This is a genomic window from Pantoea deleyi (assembly GCF_022647325.1).
Lineage (GTDB): Bacteria > Pseudomonadota > Gammaproteobacteria > Enterobacterales > Enterobacteriaceae > Pantoea > Pantoea deleyi.
On record NZ_CP071405.1, the window covers coordinates 2,132,272 to 2,157,286 of the forward strand.

Below are 25,015 nucleotides of genomic sequence, written 5' to 3' on the forward strand. Positions count from 1 at the left end.
AAAGCTTACTGCCAGTTAATCAGGCAGTAGTGTTTCTTGCCGCGACGCAGCAGCGTATAGCGGTTGAACAACTTGTCGCTGTCGCTGAAGCGATATTCCGCATCGGACTGTTTTTCGCCGTTCAGAGAGACGGCATTTGAACCGATCATGGTGCGCGCCTGACCACGGGATGGCACCAGCTCGGCCTTCACCAGCGCCTGCTGCAGGTCATCGTCTGCGCTCAGCGCGATGGTTGGCATACCATCCTGCGCCAGCTGCTCGAAGTCCGCTTCGGTCATGTCGCTGACAGAGCCGGAGAAGAGGCTGGCCGTGATACGTTTTGCCGCCGACAGGCCCGCCTCGCCATGCACCAGACGCGTCACCTGCTCTGCCAGCACATATTGTGCCCGTGGCGCGGCGCCGCTGTTTTTGTCCTCTTCTTCCAGCGCATTGATCTCGTCGATGCTCATAAAGGTGAAGAATTTCAGGAAGCGGTAGACATCCGCGTCGGCGGTGTTGATCCAGAACTGATAAAACTTGTACGGACTGGTTTTCTTCGCGTCCAGCCAGACTGCGCCGCCTTCGGTTTTACCAAATTTGGTGCCGTCAGACTTGGTGATCAGCGGAACGGTCAGGCCAAAGACCTGATTCTGATGCAGACGACGGGTCAGATCGATACCGGAGGTGATGTTGCCCCACTGGTCAGAACCGCCGATCTGCAGGCTGACGCCGTATCGCTCGTTCAGGCAGGCAAAGTCATAACCCTGCAGCAGATTGTAGGAGAACTCGGTAAAGGAGATGCCCTGATCGTCACGGTTCAGACGCTGCTTCACCGCTTCTTTGTTGATCATCTGGTTAACGGAGAAGTGCTTGCCGATATCACGCAGGAAGGTCAGCACGTTCATGCTGCCAAACCAGTCATAGTTGTTCGCGGCGATGGCGCTGTTGCTGCCACAATCGAAGTCGAGGAACGGGGCCACCTGCTGGCGGATCTTTTCAACCCATTCACCGACGGTTTCGCTGGTATTAAGTTTACGCTCTGCGGCTTTGAAGCTCGGATCGCCGATCAGGCCGGTTGCGCCCCCGACCAGTGCCACCGGCTTATGTCCGGCATCCTGAAAACGCTTCAGGCAGAGCAGCGGTACCAGATGGCCCAAATGCAAGCTGTCAGCAGTGGGGTCAAAGCCGCAATAGAGCGAAATTGGCCCCTGCGCCAGTTTCTCTGTTAACGCGTCTTCGTCCGTCACCTGGGCGATAAGGCCCCTCTCCTGCAATTGTTGTATCAGGTTACTGCTGGTCATTACTGACTCCAAATTGATCAGACTGCACCTATGCTGGTACACAGCTTTCCGCTGAGTTGCGGAACCAAAAAAATGAGGGCTATAGCATAAAGCGCTGACGCTTTCTGTGCCAGCGCTGATAGGGGGGAATCGTGCAGATTCAGGGTGCCAGACGGTCGATTTTCCAGCCGTCGTGGTCGCGCTGATAGATGAAGCGATCGTGAAGGCGATGTTCGCCGCCCTGCCAGAACTCCATCGTATGAAATTTCACCCGGTAGCCGCCCCAGAAGCTCGGCAGTGGCACATCGCCCTGCTGGAACTTCTGTTTAAGCTCAAGGAACTTGCCTTCCAGAATCCCGCGCGCCGAAATCCGGCTCGACTGCTTCGACACCCAGGCACCGATCTGGCTGTCGCGCGGACGGCTGTGGAAATATTTCAGCACCTCCAGCGGCGACAGCTTTTCCACTTCGCCCAGCACCATCACCTGACGCTCCAGAAAGTGCCAGGGGAAGTGCAGACAGATGCGCGGGTTCTGCGCCAGCTGCAGGGCTTTGCGGCTGCCAAGGTTGGTGTAAAACACCATGCCCTGGGCATCGAAATGTTTCAGCAGCACGATACGCTGCCAGGGCTGCCCCGTTTCATCCACGGTAGCCACGGTCATGGCCGTCGGATCGGGCAGTTTTGCCTCACAGGCCTGACCCAGCCACTGTTCAAACAGCGCCAGCGGAGTGTCCGGCAGATCCTTACGACGCAGGCCGCCGCGGGTATATTCACGCCGCAGATGGGCAATGGTGTGTAGCGTTTCGCTGTCACTCATGATGCTCGCCTATTCAGATAAAAAGTCAGCTGGCAGGTTGCAGCTCACAATCATTGACGACAATTTTATCGTTACGTTCGATAAACGCGCCGTTGCCTTTGGACCAGAAAACATAGGTGCCGTCGCTGTAGCGGGCGCCGGAGGCGGATACCGTCTGCTTCAGCGTCAGCGGCTGACCATCCATGATAAAGCTGACCTGTTCCTTCGTCTCATCCAGCATGACGGTCAGAGGCAGGGTTCCGCAGCGATAGTGCAGGGTCTGCGCTGCCGGTGGCTGTTTATGCATCAGGCTACAGCCCGACAGCAGCAGCACCGCAGCCACGGTTAATCCTTTCAACATAAGCGGGTCTCCTTTGCGAGTGAAGCTGGCATTATAAGAAGGATTCGGCGTGAAGGAAGTGAGAATCGACGCCAATCGGGCCGATGGCGTCAGCCGGCATGAATTATTGCGCATTTTCAGGTGGTTGTCTGAATGCACAGCCCCTGTTCTCAGGCTACGCTCTATACATCTTAAGCAAGGGGAATGAGAGATGAAATTTGATAACGAAGATGCTTTCAAGCTGGCCGTGGCGTTTATGAACCATAAAGAGAACGCCACCATCGCCAGCAGCTACTTTAAAACCTTTATCGACACCTATCAGAAATTTGATCGCTGGCTGAGCGCCTCTGATCCGGTCAGCGCGATGAAAGCGGAAAAAGCGGCCGCCAAAGCGGGCGAGGATTCCGTGCTCTGATGCCATCAGCCGGGGCCGACGGCCTGTCGTCCCCGGCTGGCGCCCCTCATCTCCGGCAGCGTCGGGCTATTATCCGGTGACAAACCGTGTCCACTCCCGTAATGGCCGCTGACCGGGCCCGTTTATATTCCGTCCTCTTTTCTTTTATTCCGGCCATCAGCCCTGATCTCTGCGCGGCTATTAACGGCGGCTGGAATTTGCAATAAATGCGATTTTTTGGCGCGCCCCCCGCTAATTTCCCGCGCACCTGCCGTTTTTGTTTAAAAAGCCGCCACCGAAGCGTGAGGCGACCAGCAAATACGATAAAGCGGTCTATGCTGTAGAGGTCTGGATAAAATTCACGGAGTTGAAAAAATGAAAATGAAATCCCTGTCGGCCATCGCTCTGCTGGCGCTTTCTTTAGGTACGCTGGCGGGTTGCGCCTCGAATCAATCGATTAAGACCACTGATGGCCGCACAATTGTTACTGATGGAAAACCCCAGATTGATTCAGATACGGGGCTGGTTTCTTATCGCGATGCTCAGACCGGAAAAACCGAGCAAATTAATCGCAATGAGATTAGTAATATGAGTGAACTCGACAACTAATATAAGGTGAATAAGATGAAAAAAGCGCTGATTCTGCCTCTCGCCGCGTTGATCGGTATGACCGTATTAACCGGCTGCACCCGTACCAGCTATGCAATTCAGACCAATGACGGCCGGACCATCATCAGTGATGGCAAGCCTTCTGAGTCTGATGCCGGCCTGCTGGCCTACACCGATGCCAACGGTGTGAAGCAACAGATCAATAAAGCAGACGTTAAAGCGGTTTCTGAAGTTCCGCACAAATAAACCTGCTGCTGTCGCCTGATAAATAAAGCCGCCCGTGGGCGGCTTTATTTTTGCCTGCAGCGACGGCGAAAGCGTCGCCGCACGGATGTGACGGCATCGCTCTCTTCATCCGGTTTTTCTGTCGCGCATCGCGATGAATTTGACAAAAGGAAAGAAGCCGGGCTTTTTGCTTATCTGAATTTCAGGCCAGCTTGCCTCTTTTAACCACCCTGACTGTTCAGCCTTCGCCAGTCTCTCAATCTGTGCCTGATTTTATGCTTAGCTTTTAGCTGTTTATCGTTGCGCTTAAAGGTTCCGTTTATTTTCAGCAATTCTGCGCCTCCTGCCCCTGTCGCCGTGGGCTTTTAGTCCGGCGCGCGGTTCACTAAACTGTCAGTGTCGCTATTTAATCAGGAGGTAGCAGATGATTTATCATGAAAAAGATGTCGGCCATATTATTCTCGGGGAAGCCACCATTAATCTGGCCTTTGAAGAGCAGGAAATTACCCTGGCGTCCCTGATTCGACAGCTGGGCGTGATGGCGGAGAACGAGCAGAGCGACGAGCGCGTTGCGCAGATTGCCGATGCACGTAACTGGCTGAAAAGTTTTGTGGACGCCTCTTCGCGCGATCGGGCCGAACTTAACTGGCTGGTCGAAACCGGGCAGGCACCGGCTTTCCTCAAAGATTACCGGTGATCTTTTGCCGTTCTGACGGTCGTTCTGCGCCGGGTGCCAGCCCGTTTTCTGGCACCCATCCGTCACGTTTCGCTTACCGGTTTTGCCGTTTCGCTGTCCCGATTTCCGGGCATGAATAAAAATCATCCGGACATTGCCGAAATAGCTGTACAGATCACTCGTTTTTGTATAACTTCGCGCCTGACCGAACGTTTTTACACCACCTTTCAGGAAATAAACCATGTACCCGAACCAGAGACTGCCGCGGACGGCAGACGATATTGCCCGTTATTTTAACGCGGCAAGCCTGCCTTCACAGCAAGAGACGCTGGGACAGGTGGTGGTTGAAATTCTGCATGCCGGAATGAATGTGAATCGCAAGTCGATTTGCACCAAGCTTCTGCTTCGGCTTGAAACCGCCTCGACAGAAGAGGAAGAGCGTCACTACCGTACGCTGATCGGCCTGCTGTTCGGGCGTTAAGCGACCGCCACCTGCTCTTTCTCCTTGATACCGGCGTCATGTTGCGCCGACAGATTCCTGTGGCCTGCGGGCGGATCGGGATGATGAGGCGATTTTTGCCCGGTGAAAGGGCTTGGATGTGAGGATGAGGAGAAGCCCGTTGCGAAAGCGGCAGGCCGCAGAGGATGGCGGGCGTTCTGACCGCAATTATCCCAGCACTTTCAGTGCCAGTGCCAGCGTCTCCTGCTCATTGGTCACGTCACCGACCTTGCCCACCACCCGCATACCAAAGGCGATGCAGAGGATCAGACCAGCTGCCGCTTCACTGTCCAGCGTATTATCGATTGAGCCATCCTTCTTCCCCAGCTCCAGCAGCGTCACCAGAAAGCGCTGATTACGCTGAACCACGTCGTTGATGCGCTGTGCCATCGCCGCATCCAGGGTTTGTAGCGCAATCGCGCTGGCGACGACCAGACAGCCGCGCCGTCCCTCTGCTGCCCGGGCCGAGTCCAGATAGAACTGCAGGAGTTCGGTGACTTTTTCCCGTCCGCTGACGCAGGGCGCCAGACGACGACGCAGATCGGCGTTACGCAGCGCCAGATAGCGCTCGAACACCAGCAGGAACAGCGAACGTTTATCTTTAAAGGCTTTGTAGATGCTGCCTGCGGAGAGGTTCATCGCCTCACCCAGATCGGTTATCGAGGCCGCGTGATACCCTTTTTGCCGGAAAACGGTCATGGCGTTATCCAGAGCCTGTTCGATATCGAACTCTCTGGGGCGTCCCCGCTCTCTGTTTTTATGCGCTATGGCTGTCGTGATCATCGTTACCGGTCTGAGATCGTGCATTCCTGTCAAAATCGACAGGGATTCTATCCCAGGCACGGGCATCAAGTATAGATGGCTGGCGCGACAGCGCGTCATCTGCACCCGTCCCGCCACCGGCCATGCTGCCCGCAGACCCCGTATCCGCTGGTTCTGCCCCCTCTCCGGCAGGGGCTCCGCCGTAGCCCAATTTGCGCTTATTCAGACAATAACGGTATCTCTGTGCTGCCTTTTTCTTCCTGCCCGGCGCGCTGCGCAGCATTGATTTTCATCAGCCAGAAGGTGAATTGCTTTATTAACAGGCTGGCATGATTTTCGTTATCCGCCTGGCATAAATAGAGCCGGGTTTTTACCGCGCTGCTATCGTCGATCGCATAGATCTCATAGTCGGTATGATGACGGGACAGGATGATGGTAGTGAAAGAGATGGCGGGCCACTGCCTCACTCTGGCTTCAAACTGGGTAAAATTCATGATATCTACCTGGTTACAGACCTTAACAACCCGATGATTAACTGCTCATCGAACCAGGAAAAGCATAACCTCCCGAATCATTTTACGCGTGTTAAAAAAAGCTTTTAGCGGACGTCCTTCAGCGCCCCCTTCCCCCTTTTCAGGAAATGAAAGGGTGAACGCCTCTGCTGGCTTGACCGAAACGGCCAATCGGTAATACTGTATTTATATACAGCTATTATTAAGGCCAGGCTATGCTCGTTTTCAGACCCGCAACATCTCACCCAGTTCTGCTCCCATCATGCCGCGCCCGTCACCGCATGACAGACCAGCAGGTTGCTGATTATCCACCGCAGGCTGCAGGTCGCTGATGTTCGCCCTGGTTGATGTCAACGCCTTCTATGCCTCGTGCGAAACCGTCTTCAGGCCCGATCTGAGAGGAAAGCCCGTCTGTATTCTGAGTAACAACGATGGCTGTATTATCTCCCGCTCCGCCGAGGCAAAAAAACTCGGAATAAAAATGGGTGCGCCCTATTTCAAAATAAAAGATGAGCTGCAGCGCCTGAATGTGCACGTATTCAGCTCTAACTACACGCTCTACGCGGATATGAGTAACCGGATAATGACCACGCTGGAGGCGATCTCTCCTGCCGTTGAGATCTATTCAATCGATGAGGCCTTCGTCGATCTGACCGGGGTTCACCATTGCCGTGTGCTGGAAGAGTTCGGACACGAGATCCGTAACCGCATTAAGCAGGATACTCATCTGACCGTCGGTGTCGGTATTGCGCAAACCAAAACCCTGGCAAAACTGGCTAATCATGCCGCCAAAAAGTGGTCAAAAACGCGCGGTGTCGTCGATCTCTCCAGTGTGGAACGCCAGAAGAAGCTGATGGCGCTGATACCGGTGGAGGATGTCTGGGGCGTGGGTCGCCGCATCAGCCAGAAACTGAATGGTATGGGCATCATGACCGCAAAAGATTTAGCGGACCAGAGCACCTGGGTGATCCGGAAGCACTTCAATGTCGTGCTGGAGCGCACCGTCAGGGAGCTGCGCGGCGAGTCATGCCTGGATCTGGAGTCCTGCCCGCCCACTAAACAGCAGATCATGTGCTCCCGCTCCTTTTCAGCGCGCATCACGACTTATGCGGACATGCGGGAAGCGGTTTGCAACTATGCGGTAAGAGCGGCCGAGAAACTTCGTCTGGAGGGGCAGTACTGTCGCCAGGTGACCGTTTTTGTTCGCACCAGTCCGCATGCGGAGGGCGAAGCCTTTTATGGCAATCAGGCGATGGCGCAGTTACCGTTTCCGACCTGCGATACCCGTGACATCATCCGCGTGGCGATCGACGCGCTGAATCGTATCTGGCTGGAGGGCTGCCGCTACATGAAGGCGGGCGTCACGCTGGGTGACTTCTACAGCCAGGGCGTGACGCAGCTTACTCTTTTTGATGAGTTTCAGCCCCGCCCTGACAGTGAGGCGCTGATGCGCGTGGTCGATGGCCTGAACCAGAGTGGCAAAGCGAAGCTGTGGTTTGCCGGTCAGGGTGTCCAGAAGGCCTGGGCGATGAAGCGCGACATGCTCTCTCCGGCCTATACCACCCGCTATCAGGATCTGCCTGTCGCAAAATAGCGGCAGCGTTGGCGAGCCAGCACCCGGCCGCTGAGACGTTCACAGAGCCGCGGCCGCACGGGTCACAGGCAGCCCCTGGATGGGTCAGTTCACGACCTGTTCGCGCGCGCTCTGGCGGAGAGAGGCGCTCTGCATGCCGCCGGAGAGATCGCCTGCCGGTGAGCCTGCGCGAACCTCAGGCTCACCGGCAATGCGCCTCGCGCCCGCATCCGGGCGGCGGCGTTGCGTTAAACCGCGCACCGCATCAGTGCGTCGCTTTAATCACAAAGGTGACAACACCAAACACCTCCAGCACATCTTCGGTCCGGATAGCGATCGGTTTGAATTGAGTATTCATCGGCATCAGTTGCAGGCAGGGGTGAAGCTGAAGACGCTTAACGGTGAACTCGCCGTCGACGGCGGCGACCACAATATCGCCGTGGGCGGCGGTAAGGGAGCTGTCGACCACCAGCATATCGCCATCGTTAATGCCCGCCTCAATCATCGACTCGCCGCTGACGCGGACAAAATAGGTGGCGCTGGGATGCTGGACCATCAGCGCATTCAGATCGATGCGCTGCTCAACATAATCCTGCGCCGGAGAGGGAAAGCCGCAGGGCACACGTTCGATATAGAGCGGCAGAGGCAGGATAGCGCGAATGTCCGCAGGTTTAATGAATTCCACAATTTCACTCCTTTTTCAGATTACTGTATATAAATACAGTAATAGCTATTCCCCCTTTTAATCAAGTGACCTGGCCCTTTTTTAAGTAAAGCCTCTGATGACCCGACACTTTTTTTTAATCGCCCTTTTTTCATTGCCGGGATAGTAAACAAAAACGGGTTACTTTCAGCGCAGCGGTGAAATATTTCCGTCATCGGCTTACAGTAATGCCACTTATTAATGACGCCGTGAATGATTCTGACTTAAGGAAAATCTGACATCCGCTTTCCGGTCCGGAGAGCGGTTTGAATATGACCGGTGAGCGGGTTATTCTGCTTTTTTTTCAGGCATGGAGGAGTTATGGCAGACGACGAGCGCATCAGAAAACTGGAAGAGACGGTGGCACAGCTAACGGTGGAGACCACGGTATTAAAGGCGATACTGGGGCAGCAAATAGCGCTGAATAATCTCAATTACAAAGGCAAATTTGACGATGTACTGGCGGCGCTGGCGAAGGAATATGCCGACCGCGGACTGGACGAGGGAAATAATCAGGCCATTCATGATGCCCTGCGGCAGTATATTAAGTATGAGCCTCCCGGCATGGAATAAACGCCCTTCCGGCAGCGTCTGCCTGCCGGATTGAACCGGCACGGCTGAACGCTGCCCCGGCCTGCGGCCACCGCGTCAGGCGCACGTCCCGGCATTACATTCCGCTGTCACTCTCCAGCGCATCCTGAATCGCATCGGCCAGATTCGCTATTTCATTCGCCACAGCCTGCAGATCCCAGGAGGTCTTCGAGCCGGTTGCGGAAGTTGAGGCGCTGACGGACTCTTTTGCGACAGAGAGCGCAGCCGCGACAGCAACCGCGCGTTTGTGTTGTTCCTGGGTGATGCCCGCAGCGGGGATCGCGAAATAGTCGTGGACCATGATCGTTTCCTTGTAATGGATAAGGGGTCAACCTTAGCTGTCTGAACCGGAGGTGTGAAGTGAATTATGCTGAGCCGCGTGCCGGACGGACAGGAATGCGACAGCCGGATACGATCCTGCACATTTTCCGCCCTGAAACCTGTACAGGTTTTGCGGCGATCCGCCGTCAGAAACGCGGTTCAGCACCCTGCTGTAGCGGTAAAATATCCTGCATCGCCAGCCCCTGAAATCCCCCGCTCACAGAGAATAATCATAACCCATTGTATTTGATAGTTTAATAGAACTATCGCCATAATCGCCCTTAAAGATGCATTTCAGATACACCACCGACCAGAAAATTTTTGTCAAATTTCGTTGTACAAGTTTGCCAATCTTGTATAACTTTACCTCGTGATATTAAATCACTCGTAACGAAAGGTGCCTTGCACCGCATCTGAAGGTGTTGTGGATTTCCACCTTCAGATGCAATTTTTTTTGCGTCAGTCGCTTAGCGGACCGCAATAAACCTGTCTCCCCAATTTTTTATGAGGCCTGACCATGCAAACAACGATGAACACAGAGTCTCAGATTTCTGATTACTTCATGAACTCTGGTACCGCGCTGAGCACGGAACAGCAGGTCATTACTGCCGTCCATGCCGAACTCGCTCGCGCAAAAGCCCACGTTTCCGATAAAGATATCGTACTGGGCCTGATTCACCACCTGGAGAGCGAACGTGACGTGATGAAGCAGGATATCTACCGTCAGGCGCTTGAACACGTTCTTCAGCGCGCGTCGGTGACCAGCGCCAGCTGATAACCTGTGTCTGTTATGAGGGAACGCGAATTAGCACGGATGCATTTCCCGACCGGAATCGGCCCCATTTTTTGGGGCTTTTTTATTTCTGCCCCTCCCCGCACCTGCATCCCCTTCCCGGCACCGTGCTGACGCCGCACACATAACCCTATATCGCTCCGCTTAAAGGCTATTTTGCCGATTATTTCACCATTAATCCCGGTTAATTGCTCTCGTTCCGCTTTATTTATCCGTTATCTGTGTCCAGGCTTTTTCTGCATCCACTGCAAACACAGACGAGGAAAATAATCATGTTTCATCATTCATCAAAACTTCAATTCCCGGTTCGTGTGGAAAAACCCGATCCTGAATTTGCCATGCTGCTCCAGCAGGCCATCGGCGGCGTCGAGGGTGAGATTCGTGTAGCGATGCAATATTTTTTCCAGGCGATGGGCGCGCGGGGAGATGTCCGGATCCGCGATCTGCTGATCTCGACCGCGACGGAAGAGCTGAGCCATATCGAAATGCTGGGCTACGCCGTGGCACTGAACCTTGAAGGCGCCCCGCTCTCGTATCAGGAAGCGTCGGCGAAAGATCCGGTGGTCAACGCCATTCTGGGCGGCATGAATCCGCGCCATATCCTCTCGTCGGGGCTGGCGGCGATGCCGGTCAACGCCAACGGCATGCCGTTTGATATGAGCCACATCTACGCCTCCGGCAACGTGGCCGCCGACATGCTGGCGAACGTCACCGCAGAAGCGACCGGCCGCGTCCTGGCGACCCGGCTCTACAACATGACCGAAGATAAGGGCATGAAGGATTTCCTCTCCTTCCTGATCGCCCGTGACACCCTGCACCAGCAGCAGTGGCTGGCCGTCATCGAAGAGATGGGCGGTCTGAACGCCTCGCTGCCGATCCCGAACAGCTTCCCGCAGGAGCATGAAGCGCAGGAGCACGCCTATTACTGCCTGAATACCTCGCTGGATAAGCCGCTGCCGGAAGGCCGCTGGAGCAGCGGTCCGGCTTACGATGGCCGGGGGCAGTTCAGCGCGAAACAGCAGCCCGATATTCTGGGCGATGAGCCGCTGCTCGGTAACGCCCGTCCCGGTTCCGGCGCCCAGTCAGAGCAGATTGACGGCATCACCCCACCAAAACCCTGATCGCGCACCGGTCCGGGCCTGATGCCCGGACCAGCTTACCCTGTCTTTTATGGAGAAAACGTCATGTCATCCACTCAGCGTCCACAGCCCCCTTTCGCAGAACAGCAGCAGAGCTGGCCTGGCAGCACCGCCGCGATGCAGCCTCAGCCCGATCACGGCGAAGAGAGCTATCAGGGTTCAGGCCGTCTGGCGGGTAAAAAAGCGATTATTACCGGCGGCGACTCCGGCATCGGCCGGGCCGTTGCCATTGCGTTTGCCCGCGAAGGTGCCGATGTGCTGATTTCCTATCTTGATGAGCATGAGGATGCGCAGGATACCGCCCGGCGAGTTGAGGCAGCGGGCCAGAAGGCGCTGCTGGTGCCCGGCGACATTACCGAGGCGTCACACTGCAACGCGCTGGTCGACCAGGCAGTCGAGGCGTTTGGCGAAATCCATATTCTGGTGAACAACGCGGCCTATCAGATGACGCGCGAATCGCTGGATGCGATCAGCGATGATGAGTTTGATCGGACGATGAAGACCAACCTCTATGCGATGTTCTACCTCAGCAAAGCGGCCACGCGGCATATGCCGGCGGGCGGGTCGATCATTAATACCGCCTCCATCAATGCCGACCAGCCGAAGCCGAAGCTGCTCGCCTACTCCGCCACCAAGGCCGCCATCGTGAACTTTTCCGGCGGCCTGGCGGCCCTGCTGGCTGAAAAAGGGATCCGGGCCAATGCTGTCGCACCCGGTCCGATCTGGACGCCGCTGATCCCCTCGACCATGCCGGTTGAGCAGGTGAAGAATTTCGGCAGCGAAGTGCCGCTGCAGCGTGCCGGTCAGCCTGCGGAGCTGGCACCCACCTATGTGATGCTGGCCAGCGATGAGTCCAGCTACATTTCAGGGGCCACCCTCGCCGTGACCGGCGGCGTCGCCATTATTTAACCGGCTGTTCCCCGGCCGATTCCGCCTGCGGGTCGGCCACCAGCTGCTGCGCTATCCCCCACTCGAAGAGCGGTTCGCGCGCCAGATTCTTCATCTTCACTTCGCACATGATGTCGAACTCCCGGAACGACAGCGCCCACGCATTCAGCGTCGGATTAAAGAAATAATCGGAGTGCGCCCGCAGTTTGCTTTTGCTCACCCCCAGCTGCTGCTGATCGGGCCAGCCCTGTGCCGGAATGATCCCCTCCTGCGAAATCGAATAGTGCAGCACCGGACGCACGCCGCGCCAGGAGTCAATCACTCTTGCCACACGCGCATCATCGGGCTGGATAAACGCGCTCTCTTTTACCCAGTGATGATGGATATCCAGCACCACCGGACAGAGCGGCGCCGCCTGCAGCACATCCTCCAGCGAGCAGGAGATCTCATCGTTCTCCACCGTCAGCATCCGCCGCGCTTCCGGGCTGAGCCGGTTAAACGACTGCTTAAAGCCGTCGAAGCCCGCTTTGCCGTTCATATGGATGTTGATTTTAAAATCCTGGAAGGTTTTGCCGTAGCCCATCAGGCAGGCACAAAGGGTGTGATACTCCACATCCTCCAGCGCGCGCGTCACCACATCAGGGTTGTCGGAGGCCAGCACGGTGTACTGCCCCGGATGGAAGGAGAGCCGGATCTGATGCGTCCGCGCCAGCTCGCCGCAGCGGGCAAACTGTGAATGGAGGGCCGGCAGAAATTCAGCAAACAGCGGTGCGGCTTCGGGCACCGTGTAGAGAGGCAGCAGATCGCTGCCGATACGCATCATTCTGAGGGACGGCGGTAAGGTCGCCAGCTGCTCCAGCGTCAGGAAGAGATGATTGAGGTTGGTGACGGTGATCTCATACAGCAGCTGATAGCGCTCGTCGTGCGATAAACTCAAGAAGCGTTTACGGGTGGTCGCGCGAAACGGGAAAAACTGTTTACCCTCGGGGTTGAGATACTTACATGCAAAGCCTAATTTCATGTCTGCTCCTGATTTATGCTTATCAGAAGTGTAACAGGCCGCTGGCGACCGGCCAGTCGTGCGCCACGGCACTGAGCAGAATAACCGCAGCAGGCGGCTGACAGAGGGGGAGACGCGGCTGCCCGCCGCAGCGTGCGGCGATCGCCTGGGCCGGCCCCTTCGCTCTGTAAAGTGTGTGGAAACGTGTTCTGATGGCCGACCGGGCCGCGAAACGAGCCCGGTCGGGGTCGTGAGAAAGCCGTGCCCGGCCACGCTTAACTACCCGCCGTGTTGCGCGGATCAGCCGGGCCGCTGCCCCACTCAGTGATGCAGCATCTCATCCACGACCTGCGGATTGGTCATCTGATAAGGGTAATAGGTCGGCCAGTTCTCCATCTCCGTCAGCAGCGCCTGCTGCGACACGTTGCCCATAAAAATATGGAAATGCGCAGACTTGCGTGGGCCGATGGTGTGATCGCTGAACTGCACAAATTTAGGCGCTTTGCTGCCGGCATCCTGGCACTCAAACAGGTAACGCACCCCTTTTTTACCTGACGTATAGGTCAGGATTTTATGGCCCGCGTAGCGGTAGTGACAGGCGTTGACCTGCTCCCCGACGTGAAACTCCATTACGCCGTTTTCGATGCCGATGGTCGCAACGTCGGTGGCGTAGCCTTTGCGGTAATAGTCTTTAATCGCCTCGGCTGTTTTACCGGGCGTCTGCTGCGCCTTCTTCTGCCAGACCGGGTCCAGCTCACCGCTCTGCAGCAGCGGATAGACCGACTGCCACAGTCCGTCCCAGTCGGAGAGCGGACGATCTTTCACATCGCTGTCAGCAAAAACCCCTTCTGCCGCCTTCTGCTCCATCGCAGACAACGGTTTACCCTGTGCGTGCGTGCCGTGCGCCAGCGCCTGCTGGCTGATTAACAGCGCCCCGATCACTCCAATCCACTGACCTGTCTGATTTGCCAAAACCTTATCCTCACTCGCTGTTACAATGGCGCAAAATGTTATGATATAACATTTCTTAATTCAACGAAAAGTTTCCGGTTGTGACGTTAATTTTACTTACCGATCGATGACCGCTTCCGGCTCCTGCGCTGGCCCGCTGGCGGACGACGCCCGGACGCACCCGAACCAGGTTGCCCGTACGGCGGGCGCGGCCTGGCTCGCCGCTAAGCCAGACGGCATGCGGCCCCGATAAGCGTAGCGACAGGAGAGGCGCAGAGATAAGCGGCGGTTTTTATCCGGACAAAAAAGGAACGCGCGACGCAGTTAAATGGCCGCTTAATCCTCAGTATTGTTCAGGTTGTTCTATATTTAGTGTCGTCGAAAGTTAAACAACCGCTGGAGCATGGATTAATGTCGAAAGATACAGAGAAGAAACCCCTGAGTGAACGTGCCCCCACCACCGGTCCCGAATCCTCAGAACCGGGTCTGGGATCGCTGGCCCCCAAAGATGGTTCGCATCAGCCCCCCGCTGAACCGACACCGCCCGGCAAACAGCCTACCGCACCGGGCAGCCTGAAAGCTCCGCAGACACACAACGCCAAACTTGACCAGCTTGAAGCCAGCCGGAAAAACGGCACCCATCAGGCGCTGACCACCAATCAGGGCACGCGCATCGCCAACGACCAGAACTCCCTGACCGCCGGGTCGCGCGGGCCGACGCTGCTGGAAGACTTTATCCTGCGTGAGAAGATCACGCACTTTGACCACGAACGTATCCCGGAGCGTATCGTCCACGCCCGTGGTTCGGCCGCCCATGGCTACTTCCAGCCTTACCGCTCACTGACAGATCTGACCAAAGCGCAGTTCCTCAGTGATCCGGAGCAGACCACGCCTGTCTTTGTCCGTTTCTCCACGGTTCAGGGCGGTGCCGGTTCAGCGGATACCGTGCGCGACATTCGCGGTTTCGCCGCCAAGTTCTACACCGAAGAGGGTGTCTTCGACCTGGTGGGCAACAACACGCCGGTGTTCTTTATTCAGGATGCGCACAAATTCCCTGACTTTGTGCATGCCGTTAAGCCGGAGCCACACAACGAGATCCCGCAGGGCCAGAGCGCCCATGACACCTTCTGGGACTATGTCTCCCTGCAGCCGGAAACCATGCACAACGTGATCTGGGCGATGTCTGACCGTGGCATCCCGCGCAGCTACCGCACCATGGAAGGCTTTGGTATCCATACTTTCCGTCTGATCAACGCCGAAGGCAAAGCGACCTTTGTCCGCTTCCACTGGAAGCCGGTGGCCGGTAAAGCCTCGCTGCTGTGGGACGAGTCGCAGAAACTGACCGGTCGCGATCCCGATTTCCACCGTCGCGACCTCTGGGAAGCGATCGAAGCCGGAGATTTCCCGGAATATGAGCTGGGCCTGCAGCTGATCCCGGAGGAGGATGAGTTCAAATATGACTTCGATATTCTGGATGCCACCAAGCTGATCCCGGAAGCGCTGGTGCCGGTCGAGATCGTCGGCAAGATGGTGCTTAACCGCAACCCGGACAACTTCTTTGCGGAAACCGAGCAGGTGGCCTTCCATCCGGGCCATATCGTTCCGGGTCTGGACTTCTCCAACGATCCGCTGCTGCAGGGCCGTCTCTTCTCCTATACCGACACGCAGATCAGCCGCCTGGGCGGGCCGAACTTCCATGAGATCCCGATCAACCGTCCAACCTGCCCTTACCACAACTTCCAGCGTCAGGGGATGCATCGTCAGGATATTGATACCAATCCGGCGAACTACGAGCCGAACTCCATCAACGATAACTGGCCGCGTGAAACCCCACCGGCGGCGAAAGGCGGCGGCTTCGAGAGCTATCAGGAGCGCGTGGAAGGCCATAAGGTACGTGAGCGCAGCCCGTCATTCGGCGAATACTATGCCCAGCCGCGTCTGTTCTGGAACAGCCAGACGGCGTTCGAGCAGCAGCACATCATCGGTGCCTACTCGTTCGAGCTGAGCAAAGTGGGCCGCACCTATATTCGTGAGCGTGTGGTGGATCATCTGGCGCGCATCGACCTGAAACTGGCGCAGGGCGTGGCGGATAACCTGGGTATCGCGCTGACCGACGAGCAGCGCAACATTCAGCCGCCTGCGGCGGTGAACGGCCTGACTCAGGATGAGAGCCTCAGCCTCTACGCCGTGCCGGGTGGAGAGATCAAAGGCCGCCAGGTGGCGCTGCTGCTCAGCGACGGCGTGAAAGCTGCCGATGTGCTGGCAATCCTGCAGGCGCTGAAGGCGGAAGGCGTTCACGCCAAACTGCTGGCGCCGCACATGGGCCAGGTCCGGGCCGATGATGGTTCGGTGCTGCCGGTGGATGCGACCTTCGCCGGTCTGCCGTCACTGACTTTCGATGCCGTCATCGTGCCGGATGGCAACATCGACGCCCTGCTGTTAAGCGGCGATGCCCGTTACTTCCTGCTGGAGGCCTACAAGCACCTCAAGGTGATCGGCCTGGTGGGCGACGCGCGTCGCTTTAACGCGCAGTTCGGCCTGAACGATGGCGATCAGGAAGAGGGTATCGTGCAGGGTGATTCGGCGGAGAGCGCGCTGATGTCTGCGTTTACGCAGGCGATGAAGGCGCACCGCGTCTGGTCACGCAGCCAGAAGGCGCAGTCCGTGCCGGCCTGATACCTGCCGCGAATAAAAAACCGCCCCCAGGGGCGGTTTTTTTATGGCACAGCGGAATCACGGCCGTTCTCAGAAGCTCTGCCAGTTATCATTGTCCGTGGCGGCGACAGGCTGACGAGCCGGCACCATCAGCGCCTTCGCCTTCGCCACCGGCGCGGCGGAGAACGCCGCCTGCAGGCTGCCGGTTTTAAACACCGAGACCGTTTTACGCAGGGTGCTCGCCTGATCCTCCAGCGAGGCGGCGGCGGTGGCGGACTCCTCCACCAGCGCGGCATTCTGCTGCGTCACCCCATCCATTTCCGACACCGCAATGCAGACCTGCTCAATGCCGCGGGTCTGCTCGGTGGAGGAGGCCGCGATCTCTTCGATCAGCTGCGTTACCCGGCTGACCGAGTTTACGATGCTCTCCATCGCCACGCCCGCCAGTGAAGCATGACCGGCGCCGGTTTTGATACGCTCGGCGGAGCGCTCAATCAGCCCACGGATCTCCTGTGCCGCACTGGCGCTGCGTCCGGCCAGCGAGCGGACTTCGCCCGCCACCACCGCAAACCCCCGGCCCTGCTCACCGGCGCGCGCGGCTTCCACGGCGGCGTTCAGCGCCAGAATGTTGGTCTGGAAGGCAATGCTGTCGATAATGGCGGTAATCCCGGCGATCTGGCTGGAACTTTCGCTGATCTGATCCATGTTCGCGATAACCCGGGCGACAGTTTCCCCGCCCTGCTGCGCCGTGGCCGAGGCCTCTTTCGACACCGTGGTCGCCTGCCGGGCATTATCCGCGTTGAGCTTCACCGTAGACGTCAGCTGCTCCATGCTGGCGGCGGTCTGTTCCAGCGCGGCCGCCTGCTGCTCGGTGCGGGAGGAGAGATCGGTGCTGCCGGCCGAAATTTCCGCCGCACCGGTAAAGATAGAGCGGGTCGCCTCATCAACCGAGGTAATGGTCACCACCAGCGCGTCGCGCATCTGCTGCAGCTCCTGCGTCAGCAGGCCCATTTCGTTGCGGCCTTCCGGCTGGATCGTCGCGGTGAGATCGCCCGCAGAGATGGCGCGCATATGGCCGGTCAGCCTGGCCAGCGGGCCAATCAGCAGCGTCTGCAGTCCAGTCCAGACCGCCACCCCGATCACCCCGGTGATCAGGCCGATGGTCAGCAGCGCCCAGAGTGCATCCGTCAGGCTGCGCTGGTTATGCAGGGAGGTATCTTTCATCAGCTGGATGTTCACCGCCCGCCAGGCCTCATAGGCGCTGTCGAGCTGATCCTGCGCCGCCTGCGCCTCCAGGTTACCGTAGGCCGGATAGTTGCCCTGCTTCAGGAAGGTAATAGAGGCCAGCATGGTGTCACGCATCTGTTGGTAGGCTTTCTCAACCTGCGCCGACTGCGCCTCACTCTGCCCGGCTCTGCGCGGCATCACCTGCCACGCGTTGAAATCCGCGTTGGCCCGCGCCGCAGACTGCCCCGCCTGCTCCAGCAGCGCCGCCATCGCCGCCAGCGATTTAGGGTCCTGCTGATTTTTCAGGAAACGGATTGCCACGCGGTTGATGGTGACGCGGGTTTTAATCAGGGTTTTAACCGCATCGCTGAGATGCTGCTGCTGCAGCGTCAGCTGTTCGGCCGCCACGAAGTTTTTATCGGCCTTTGAGACGCCGTTATAAAACAGAAAGCTGGTCAGGGTCAGTAACGTAATAAAAAGGGCAAGGATGGTCAGAATGCCGTGCGTAATTTTAAGATTTTTTAGCATGTCCAGAGGCTCATGTCAGAGGAGATAAGATCGTTATCGGCCGGTGCGCCATTTATCTGAGCGTCGCGCGCAGTCAGTGCCGCGCACAGAGGACAAAAACGGTGGCCGCGCGTGGCCTGCGACAGAAAAAAGCGCGGCGGCGGAACCTGAGCGCATTCGGCGCTTAACAACCGCCCTCCTGCTGTGGTTGAATTCGCCCCTCCTCTTTTTCGCACGTGGTTATCATGCATTACATTCAGAGTCTGATGAGTTTTATCGAGGGAAACCGGGTGCTGTCGATCAGCTTCAGCCTGCTGCTGCTGGTGATGGCGGGCATGATCACGCACCTGATCTGCAAATTCTTCATCGTCAAAGTGATCAGGAAGGTCTTTTTCAGCAGCCATAAAAAGGGCGTGCCGCTGGATAAAGACATCCGCCTCTCTCAGAAACTGTCGAATTTTGTGCCGGTGATTGTGGTCTACAATTTCCTGCAGTTTATGCCGGGCCTGCCTGAAAATCTGAAGGTGGCCATTCAGACCATCTGCGGCATCCTGTTCTTTATCTATCTGTCGATCTTCTTTAATGAAGTGCTGGAGATCGTTAACAACTCCTACTCGCGCAAGTCCAAACGCAAAAATCACTCGATCAAAGGCTATATCCAGATTGGTAAAATTCTGGTGCATATCATTGCCGCGATCATGATTCTGGCGATCATGTCCAACAAGTCACCGGCGATTATCATCTCCTCGCTGGGTGCGGTGGCCGCGGTGCTGATGTTAATCTTCCAGCATACGCTGCTGTCGCTGGTGGCCAATATTCAGCTCTCCTCCAACGACGTGCTGCAGCTGGGCGACTGGATTGAGATGCCGGACAGAAACATCAGTGGCGAGGTGATCGATATTGCGCTGCACACCATCACCATCCGCAACTGGGACAACACCCTGTCGCGCATCCCGACCAAAAATTTCCTGACCGAGACCTACACCAACTGGCAGGCGATGTTCTCCTCCGGCGCCCGGCGCATCATGCGCAGCTTCTGGCTCGACCAGAAGTCGATTACCTTTGTGAATCAGGAGATGCTGCAGGCGATGAGTCAGATCCGCCTGGCCGGTGAGGCGATCACGGAGCTGCTGGATGGACGTGATATCAGCGCCGTCGGCGACCGCTGGTTTATCGAAAACAACATTACCAACCTGATGGTGTTCCGTAAGTTCCTGACCGCCTGGCTGGCGCAGCGTGATGACATTCAGAAAGAGATGTATATCGTGGTGCGGCCGCTGAAGCCGTCGCCGGAGGGGTTGCCGGTGGAGGTCTACTGCTTCACCTCCTCCATCTACTGGGCCGACTATGAGAATACCCAGGCCGCGATTTTTGAGTACATCACGGCGATGACCCGTTTCTTTTCGCTGCAGATCTACCAGCATCCGGCTGGCTCCGACTTTGCCCGGCTGGCGCAGCCGCGCGCAGAGAGCCGGGAGGCGCCGCAGAACAGCGGATTCTGACCGATTGTGCCCGGTGGCAAGCCGTCACCGGGCAGCGCAACGGCCGGGCCGGTTAACTCTTGCTCAGCGCATAATTCAGCACTCTGTCATTTTTCATCTGTACGGTCAGCGTCTGCCCCTCGGTGGTGTTCAGGGTACGCGCCTCGCTGTAAGTCCACTTCAGCAGCCGCTGCCCGTCGGTATAGGGCGTTTCACTGTCGGGCGGCCCGAACAGCGCGATCAGCTGCGAACGGGTGGTCTGACCGGCATGAATATGCTGCAGATTACCGCTGTCCAGCCGGTGTCCGACCCGGTTAGAACAGGCGGAAAGCAGCAGCACAGCTAACAGAACGCATTTCCTCACGTCATATCCTTTTCAAAGTTCAGCGGCGCCGGTGTGACCGGTGCCATCATGGTTAAGCGTAGAGTGCATCCGCACCGTCCGGCAGGATTTTCTGCGCCTGCCCGGACGCGTTTGCACCGCGTGACGCCGGTTTCAGCGCAATTAACATAAATTAATGCCCCGCCATGCCCCGCCGTCCTGCGACTGCAACATCTTAGTCTATGATTACTGTCTGTATACCCAATGGAAACGGTCTCAACGCTGGCTTCCCGCGGTATCACGCTGAATACCTGTCCGGCTTTCTGGCCGGAAGAGACGCGCCAGCCCACCTGGCATCCTGGTCTCGCTGATCGCTTTACGGTTTTTTGACGCTTGTATCATCAACATCCTTTTCGTGCGATGGCTGCCATCGTGCATTTCCAGGCTAAATGAGGCAACTGAATGGAATCCAAATCTTTTTTTAAAAGTTGGGGCGCAGAACGGGTTGCCGACGACGAGGTGCGTTTTCGCCTCTGGGCAACCGGCCAGCAGCGCGTCACGCTGCGGCTCTCGGGTCAGGATATTGAGATGACACCCCAGGCGGATGGCTGGTTCGAAACCCGGGTCACCGGTGTCGCCGCCAATGCCGAATATGATTTTGTACTGGCGGATGGCACCGCCGTGCCCGATCCCGCTGCCCGCGCGCAGAAAGATGAGGTCAGCGGCCCGTCGCTGGTGATCGATCCGGCAGCCTATCGCTGGCAGAACAGCGAGTGGCAGGGACGGCCGTGGGAAGAGTCGGTGGTGTATGAGCTGCACATCGGCACCTTTACCGCTGAGGGGACGTTCCGGGCGGCCATTGAGAAGCTGCCGATGCTGGCTGAGACCGGCATCACCATGATCGAGGTGCTGCCGGTGTCGCAGTTTGGCGGCAACCGCGGCTGGGGCTACGACGGCGTTCTGCTCTATGCGCCGCATGCCGCCTACGGCACGCCCGACGATTTCAAAGCCTTTATTGATGCCGCGCATGGTCATGGGCTGTCGGTGGTGCTGGATATCGTCCTGAACCACTTCGGGCCGGAGGGCAACTATCTGCCGCTGCTCTCGCCCGACTTCTTCCACAAGGAGCGTCAGACACCCTGGGGTGCCGGGATCGCCTACGACGTCGATGCGGTGCGCCGCTACATCGTGGAAGCCCCGCTCTACTGGCTTCAGGAGTATCATCTGGATGGCCTGCGTTTCGATGCGATCGATCAGATTGACGATCCCAGCGAAAAGCATGTGCTGGTCGAGATTGCCGAGCGCATTCGCGCCGACATTACCGATCGTCCTGTCCACCTCACCACCGAAGATTGCCGCAACGTCACCTTCCTGCATCCGCGCGATGAAAACGGCCATGCGCCGCTCTTCACCGGCGAATGGAACGATGACTTCCATAACGCCGTGCACGTACTGGCCACCGGGGAAGATCACGCCTACTACCAGGATTTCGCCGACAGGCCGGAACAGCGGGTGGCACGCGCGCTGGCCGAGGGCTTCGTCTATCAGGGCGAAGTGTCGAAACAGTCGGGCGAACCGCGCGGCGTGAAGAGCAGCAGCCAGCCGCCCGTCGCCTTCGTTGACTTCATTCAGAACCATGATCAGACCGGGAACCGCGCACAGGGCGACCGCCTGATCACGCTGGCAGGCGCAGCGCGCACTCAGGTCCTGCTGGCAACGCTGCTGGTCTCCCCCCATATCCCGCTGCTGTTTATGGGCGAAGAGTATGGCGAAACGCGGCCATTCCTCTTCTTTACCGATTTCCACGGCGATCTGGCGAAAGCCGTCCGCGAAGGACGCGCCAGGGAGTTTGAGGGCCATGCGGGTCACGGCGAAACCGTGCCGGATCCCAACGACATCACCACCTTTGAGCAGTCAAAACTGAACTGGTCGCACACCGGGACGCCGGAAGGTCAGCAGTGGCTGACGCTGACGCGCCAGCTGCTGGCCCTGCGTCAGACACATATCGTGCCGCTGCTGCGTGACGCGGGCGGCGATGCCGGTCAGGTCGTGAGCACGGCGGAAGGTTTCCTCGCGGTGCGCTGGGACTTCCCGCAGGGCACGCTGTCCCTGGCGCTGAACGTCGGCAGCCACGCGCAGCCGATCCCGGATCTGCCGGGCGACACCCTGTTTGCCTGGCCGCAGGCCGGCACCGAACTGCCCCCCAACGCTATCCTGGTGCGTCTGGCTAAGAGAGAAGCAGAATGAACATTCCAACCGCGACTTACCGCATCCAGTTCCGTAACGGCATGACGTTTGACCGCGCGGCGGCGCTGGTGCCCTATCTGAAAACACTGGGGATCAGCCATCTCTATGCCTCGCCGATCTTCAGCGCGACTGCAGAGTCAACTCACGGCTATGACGTGACCGACGTTAACCAGATCGAGCCGTCGATCGGCGGCCGCGAAGGTTTTGACCGCATGGCCGCCGCCCTGAAGGCCGCCGGGCTGGGGCTGATCCTGGATATTGTGCCTAACCATATGGCCGCCTCGCTGGAGAACCCCTGGTGGCGCGATGTGATCGAGCATGGCGAACAGAGCCGCTACGCGCACTATTTTGATATCGACTGGTCACGCCGCCTGACGCTGCCGTTCCTCGGCGACACCTTTGAGGCGGAGCTGGAAAAGGGCGACATCCGCGTGCAGCGCGACCCAGAGACGGGCAAACCGGCGCTGGCCTACTTCGACAACCTCTATCCGCTGGCCCCGCACACCTGGCAGGATCGCGAGGAGGCGGTACTGGCCCTGCGCGACGCCGCCGACATCGCGGCCCTGCATGACCAGCAGCCGTGGCGGCTGATGTCATGGCGCGATGCCCCCAGCGACCTCTCCTACCGCCGCTTCTTTGAAGTGACCGGACTGGTGGGCGTGCGCGTGGAAGATCCCGCCGTCTTCGATGCCGCCCACCAGCTGATCCTCGAACTGGTCCACAGCGGCGCGGTGCAGGGATTGCGTGTGGACCATGTGGATGGCCTGGCCGATCCGCACGGTTACCTGGCGCAGTTACGCCAGGCGGCAGGCCCCGACTGCTATCTCACCGTGGAGAAGATTCTGGGCGACGATGAGCAGCTGCCTGACGCATGGCCGGTATCCGGCACCACCGGCTATGAGTTTATGGCCGCCCTCGCCAACCTGCTGGTCGACAGCGAGCGGCTGAGCGGCCTGCGCAGGGCGTATCAGGCGGTGATCGGCAAAACCGTAGATATGAAAGCGGAGCTGCGCGCGGCCAAGCTGCTGATGGCGAACCGCAATTTCGCCGGTGAGTTTAACCGTCTGCTGCAGCTGGCTCTGAAGATTGCTGACACCGGCGGCACGCCGCAGCCGGAAACGCCCCTGAAAAATGCGCTGCGCGAACTGCTGGTGGCGTTCCCGGTCTATCGCACCTACGGCACGCCGGAGGGGCTGACGCCTGCCGATACCGCGCTGCTGGAGCAGGTCGTGACGCAGGTCAAGGCCAGCGCGCATGCGCCCGACAGCCAGGCGCTCGACTTCCTCACCGCGATTCTGCGAGCGGAAACGGCCGACTCAACCCGCGACGATGCCAGCCAGTTCCGTACCCGCTTCCAGCAGCTGACCGGGCCGCTGATGGCAAAATCGGTGGAAGATACCCTTTTCTTCCGTCAGCACATGGCGCTGGCGCTGAATGAGGTCGGCGCTGAGCCGCTGGCGCGTCACTTCTCGCTGGATCAGTTTCACGCCGAGATGCAGGCACGACGCGAGCACCAGCCCGATGCGCTCTCCGGTACCTCCACACATGACACCAAGCGCGGCGAGGATGCCCGTGCCCGCCTCTATACCCTGACCGAAGCGCCGCAGCGCTGGGCCGACGGCGTGAGCCGCTGGCGCGCGATGAACGCGGACAAGGTGGTGCGCCTGAAAGATGGCCCGGCACCCGAACCCGCCGTGGAGTGGATGCTGTATGAGGCGCTGGCGGGTGTCTGGCCGACCGATTTGCAGCCGCAGGATGCGGAAGGTCTGGCGGCGCTGGAAGCGCGCTTTGTCGTCTATGTAGAGAAAGCCCTGCGTGAAGCCAAACTGCGTACCGACTGGGCCGATAACAACGACGCCTATGAAGAGGCGGTGCTGGGCTATGCGCGTCACCTGCTCGCGCCGGCCAACCGCGCCTTCCTGGAGGAGTTCTGTGCATCGCTGCAGCCCTTTATGCGTGCCGGACTGGTCAACAGCCTGACGCAGACGGTGGTGAAACTCACCGCGCCGGGCGTACCCGATATCTATCAGGGCAGCGAGGCGCTGGACTTCAGCCTCGTCGATCCCGACAACCGTCGCGAGCCCGATTTCGATGCGCTGGCGGCGATGCTTGAGACGCCACGGTACGACGACGGCGAAGCGCACTGGCTGCGCGGCCAGGTCAATCAGCAGGCGATCGTCAGAGTGCTGACGCTGCGTCAGGAGCAGCCTGATCTGTTCCGCCGTGGCGACTATCTGCCGCTCTCCGCAGAGGGCGCGCAGCAGGATAAGGTGCTGGCCTTTGCCCGCACTCTCCAGCAACAGGCGGTGATCGTCGTCGTCTCGCGCCGGGTCTTTGACCTGCTGCCGGACAATCTCGATCAGCCACCGGCAGAACGCTGGGCTGAGACGCATCTCGCCCTGCCGGCCGCCCTGAGCCAGCGCACCTATCGCGACCGGCTGACCGGCAAAACGCTGGCCGTGGCGGATGAGTTACCGCTTTCGGCGCTGGCGTCGCAGTGGTGCGCCGTCCTGGTGGCGGAGTAACGCCGGCCTGCATTCCTTTA

The 25,015-nt window shown here is 58.3% G+C and carries 25 protein-coding genes; 14 read left to right on the top strand and 11 right to left on the bottom strand.

Annotated elements, in window-relative coordinates; translation table 11 throughout:
- Positions 1-5: 5 nt before the first annotated feature.
- The 3 genes from tyrS to J1C59_RS10000 form a co-directional block, all read right to left on the bottom strand.
- On the bottom strand, positions 6-1,280 hold the full coding sequence (tyrS, locus tag J1C59_RS09990) for a tyrosine--tRNA ligase (protein WP_128085616.1): 1,275 nt from the start codon (positions 1,278-1,280) through the stop codon (positions 6-8).
- A gap of 139 nt (positions 1,281-1,419) precedes the next feature.
- Positions 1,420-2,076 (bottom strand): pyridoxamine 5'-phosphate oxidase, encoded by a 657-nt coding sequence (pdxH, locus tag J1C59_RS09995; protein ID WP_128085617.1) that lies wholly within the window; start codon positions 2,074-2,076, stop codon positions 1,420-1,422.
- A gap of 25 nt (positions 2,077-2,101) precedes the next feature.
- The gene (locus J1C59_RS10000; protein WP_128085618.1) at positions 2,102-2,416 is read right to left on the bottom strand and encodes an MliC family protein; all 315 of its coding nucleotides are present in this window, start codon (positions 2,414-2,416) and stop codon (positions 2,102-2,104) included.
- A gap of 190 nt (positions 2,417-2,606) precedes the next feature.
- Here J1C59_RS10000 and J1C59_RS10005 point away from each other — a divergent pair, with 190 nt between their 5' ends.
- The 5 genes from J1C59_RS10005 (at position 2,607) to ycgZ (ending at position 4,780) form a co-directional block, all read left to right on the top strand.
- The gene (locus J1C59_RS10005) at positions 2,607-2,810 is read left to right on the top strand and encodes a hypothetical protein (RefSeq protein ID WP_009090370.1); all 204 of its coding nucleotides are present in this window, start codon (positions 2,607-2,609) and stop codon (positions 2,808-2,810) included.
- A 354-nt stretch (positions 2,811-3,164) separates the two neighbouring features.
- Positions 3,165-3,398 (top strand): YgdI/YgdR family lipoprotein, encoded by a 234-nt coding sequence (locus J1C59_RS10010; protein ID WP_010245442.1) that lies wholly within the window; start codon positions 3,165-3,167, stop codon positions 3,396-3,398.
- A gap of 15 nt (positions 3,399-3,413) precedes the next feature.
- Positions 3,414-3,644, top strand: coding sequence for a YgdI/YgdR family lipoprotein (locus J1C59_RS10015; RefSeq protein WP_003848985.1), 231 nt, complete (start codon positions 3,414-3,416; stop codon positions 3,642-3,644).
- Between the two features lie 403 nt (positions 3,645-4,047).
- Positions 4,048-4,320, top strand: coding sequence for a hypothetical protein (locus J1C59_RS10020; protein ID WP_128085619.1), 273 nt, complete (start codon positions 4,048-4,050; stop codon positions 4,318-4,320).
- A 220-nt stretch (positions 4,321-4,540) separates the two neighbouring features.
- Positions 4,541-4,780 carry a regulatory protein YcgZ gene (gene ycgZ, locus J1C59_RS10025; RefSeq protein WP_128085620.1) on the top strand — a complete coding sequence of 80 codons (240 nt, stop codon included), beginning with the start codon at positions 4,541-4,543 and terminating at the stop codon, positions 4,778-4,780.
- Positions 4,781-4,966: 186 nt separating this feature from the next.
- On the opposite strand, the gene J1C59_RS10030 is transcribed toward ycgZ, so the two are convergent.
- Both J1C59_RS10030 and J1C59_RS10035 read right to left on the bottom strand, forming a co-directional pair.
- Positions 4,967-5,581 (bottom strand): TetR/AcrR family transcriptional regulator, encoded by a 615-nt coding sequence (locus J1C59_RS10030; protein WP_128085621.1) that lies wholly within the window; start codon positions 5,579-5,581, stop codon positions 4,967-4,969.
- Between the two features lie 197 nt (positions 5,582-5,778).
- The gene (locus tag J1C59_RS10035; protein WP_128085622.1) at positions 5,779-6,054 is read right to left on the bottom strand and encodes a hypothetical protein; all 276 of its coding nucleotides are present in this window, start codon (positions 6,052-6,054) and stop codon (positions 5,779-5,781) included.
- A gap of 349 nt (positions 6,055-6,403) precedes the next feature.
- Here J1C59_RS10035 and umuC point away from each other — a divergent pair, with 349 nt between their 5' ends.
- Complete coding sequence (umuC, locus tag J1C59_RS10040; RefSeq protein ID WP_140917050.1) at positions 6,404-7,666, top strand: translesion error-prone DNA polymerase V subunit UmuC; 1,263 nt, start codon at positions 6,404-6,406, stop codon at positions 7,664-7,666.
- Positions 7,667-7,910: 244 nt separating this feature from the next.
- On the opposite strand, the gene umuD is transcribed toward umuC, so the two are convergent.
- Positions 7,911-8,330, bottom strand: coding sequence for a translesion error-prone DNA polymerase V autoproteolytic subunit (umuD, locus tag J1C59_RS10045; protein WP_128085623.1), 420 nt, complete (start codon positions 8,328-8,330; stop codon positions 7,911-7,913).
- A 339-nt stretch (positions 8,331-8,669) separates the two neighbouring features.
- Between umuD and J1C59_RS10050 the strand changes: the two genes are divergently transcribed.
- Positions 8,670-8,921 (top strand): hypothetical protein, encoded by a 252-nt coding sequence (locus J1C59_RS10050; protein WP_128085624.1) that lies wholly within the window; start codon positions 8,670-8,672, stop codon positions 8,919-8,921.
- Positions 8,922-9,015: 94 nt separating this feature from the next.
- Here the strand turns inward: J1C59_RS10050 and J1C59_RS10055 are convergent, their stop codons facing one another.
- Positions 9,016-9,240, bottom strand: a complete 225-nt coding sequence (locus J1C59_RS10055; RefSeq protein ID WP_128085625.1) for a hypothetical protein — start codon at positions 9,238-9,240, stop codon at positions 9,016-9,018.
- A gap of 537 nt (positions 9,241-9,777) precedes the next feature.
- Here J1C59_RS10055 and J1C59_RS10060 point away from each other — a divergent pair.
- The 3 genes from J1C59_RS10060 (at position 9,778) to J1C59_RS10070 (ending at position 12,101) form a co-directional block, all read left to right on the top strand.
- Positions 9,778-10,035, top strand: coding sequence for a biofilm development regulator YmgB/AriR family protein (locus J1C59_RS10060; protein WP_128085626.1), 258 nt, complete (start codon positions 9,778-9,780; stop codon positions 10,033-10,035).
- 290 nt (positions 10,036-10,325) lie between these two features.
- A complete protein-coding gene (locus J1C59_RS10065) occupies positions 10,326-11,174 on the top strand; it encodes a manganese catalase family protein (protein WP_140917051.1) in 849 nt (282 codons plus the stop codon).
- Between the two features lie 63 nt (positions 11,175-11,237).
- A complete protein-coding gene (locus tag J1C59_RS10070; RefSeq protein ID WP_128085627.1) occupies positions 11,238-12,101 on the top strand; it encodes a glucose 1-dehydrogenase in 864 nt (287 codons plus the stop codon).
- On the opposite strand, the gene J1C59_RS10075 is transcribed toward J1C59_RS10070, so the two are convergent.
- Together J1C59_RS10075 and zinT are read right to left on the bottom strand one after the other, a co-directional pair.
- The gene (locus J1C59_RS10075) at positions 12,094-13,101 is read right to left on the bottom strand and encodes an apurinic/apyrimidinic endonuclease family protein (RefSeq protein ID WP_128085628.1); all 1,008 of its coding nucleotides are present in this window, start codon (positions 13,099-13,101) and stop codon (positions 12,094-12,096) included. The genes J1C59_RS10070 and J1C59_RS10075 overlap by 8 nt on opposite strands.
- A gap of 300 nt (positions 13,102-13,401) precedes the next feature.
- On the bottom strand, positions 13,402-14,052 hold the full coding sequence (gene zinT, locus J1C59_RS10080) for a metal-binding protein ZinT (protein WP_128085629.1): 651 nt from the start codon (positions 14,050-14,052) through the stop codon (positions 13,402-13,404).
- 390 nt (positions 14,053-14,442) lie between these two features.
- Here zinT and katE point away from each other — a divergent pair, with 390 nt between their 5' ends.
- Positions 14,443-16,707, top strand: a complete 2,265-nt coding sequence (katE, locus tag J1C59_RS10085) for a catalase HPII (RefSeq protein ID WP_128085630.1) — start codon at positions 14,443-14,445, stop codon at positions 16,705-16,707.
- 69 nt (positions 16,708-16,776) lie between these two features.
- On the opposite strand, the gene J1C59_RS10090 is transcribed toward katE, so the two are convergent.
- Positions 16,777-18,441: a methyl-accepting chemotaxis protein gene (locus J1C59_RS10090; RefSeq protein WP_140917052.1), complete on the bottom strand. Its 1,665-nt coding sequence runs from the start codon at positions 18,439-18,441 to the stop codon at positions 16,777-16,779.
- A gap of 224 nt (positions 18,442-18,665) precedes the next feature.
- Here J1C59_RS10090 and J1C59_RS10095 point away from each other — a divergent pair, with 224 nt between their 5' ends.
- A complete protein-coding gene (locus tag J1C59_RS10095; RefSeq protein ID WP_128086792.1) occupies positions 18,666-19,922 on the top strand; it encodes a mechanosensitive ion channel family protein in 1,257 nt (418 codons plus the stop codon).
- 52 nt (positions 19,923-19,974) lie between these two features.
- On the opposite strand, the gene J1C59_RS10100 is transcribed toward J1C59_RS10095, so the two are convergent.
- Positions 19,975-20,265, bottom strand: coding sequence for a hypothetical protein (locus tag J1C59_RS10100; RefSeq protein WP_128086793.1), 291 nt, complete (start codon positions 20,263-20,265; stop codon positions 19,975-19,977).
- 420 nt (positions 20,266-20,685) lie between these two features.
- Between J1C59_RS10100 and treZ the strand changes: the two genes are divergently transcribed.
- Together treZ and treY are read left to right on the top strand one after the other, a co-directional pair.
- Positions 20,686-22,470 carry a malto-oligosyltrehalose trehalohydrolase gene (treZ, locus tag J1C59_RS10105; protein WP_140917053.1) on the top strand — a complete coding sequence of 595 codons (1,785 nt, stop codon included), beginning with the start codon at positions 20,686-20,688 and terminating at the stop codon, positions 22,468-22,470.
- Complete coding sequence (gene treY / locus J1C59_RS10110) at positions 22,467-24,995, top strand: malto-oligosyltrehalose synthase (protein WP_128086683.1); 2,529 nt, start codon at positions 22,467-22,469, stop codon at positions 24,993-24,995. Before treZ ends, treY begins: the two co-directional genes overlap by 4 nt.
- Positions 24,996-25,015: the final 20 nt, after the last annotated feature.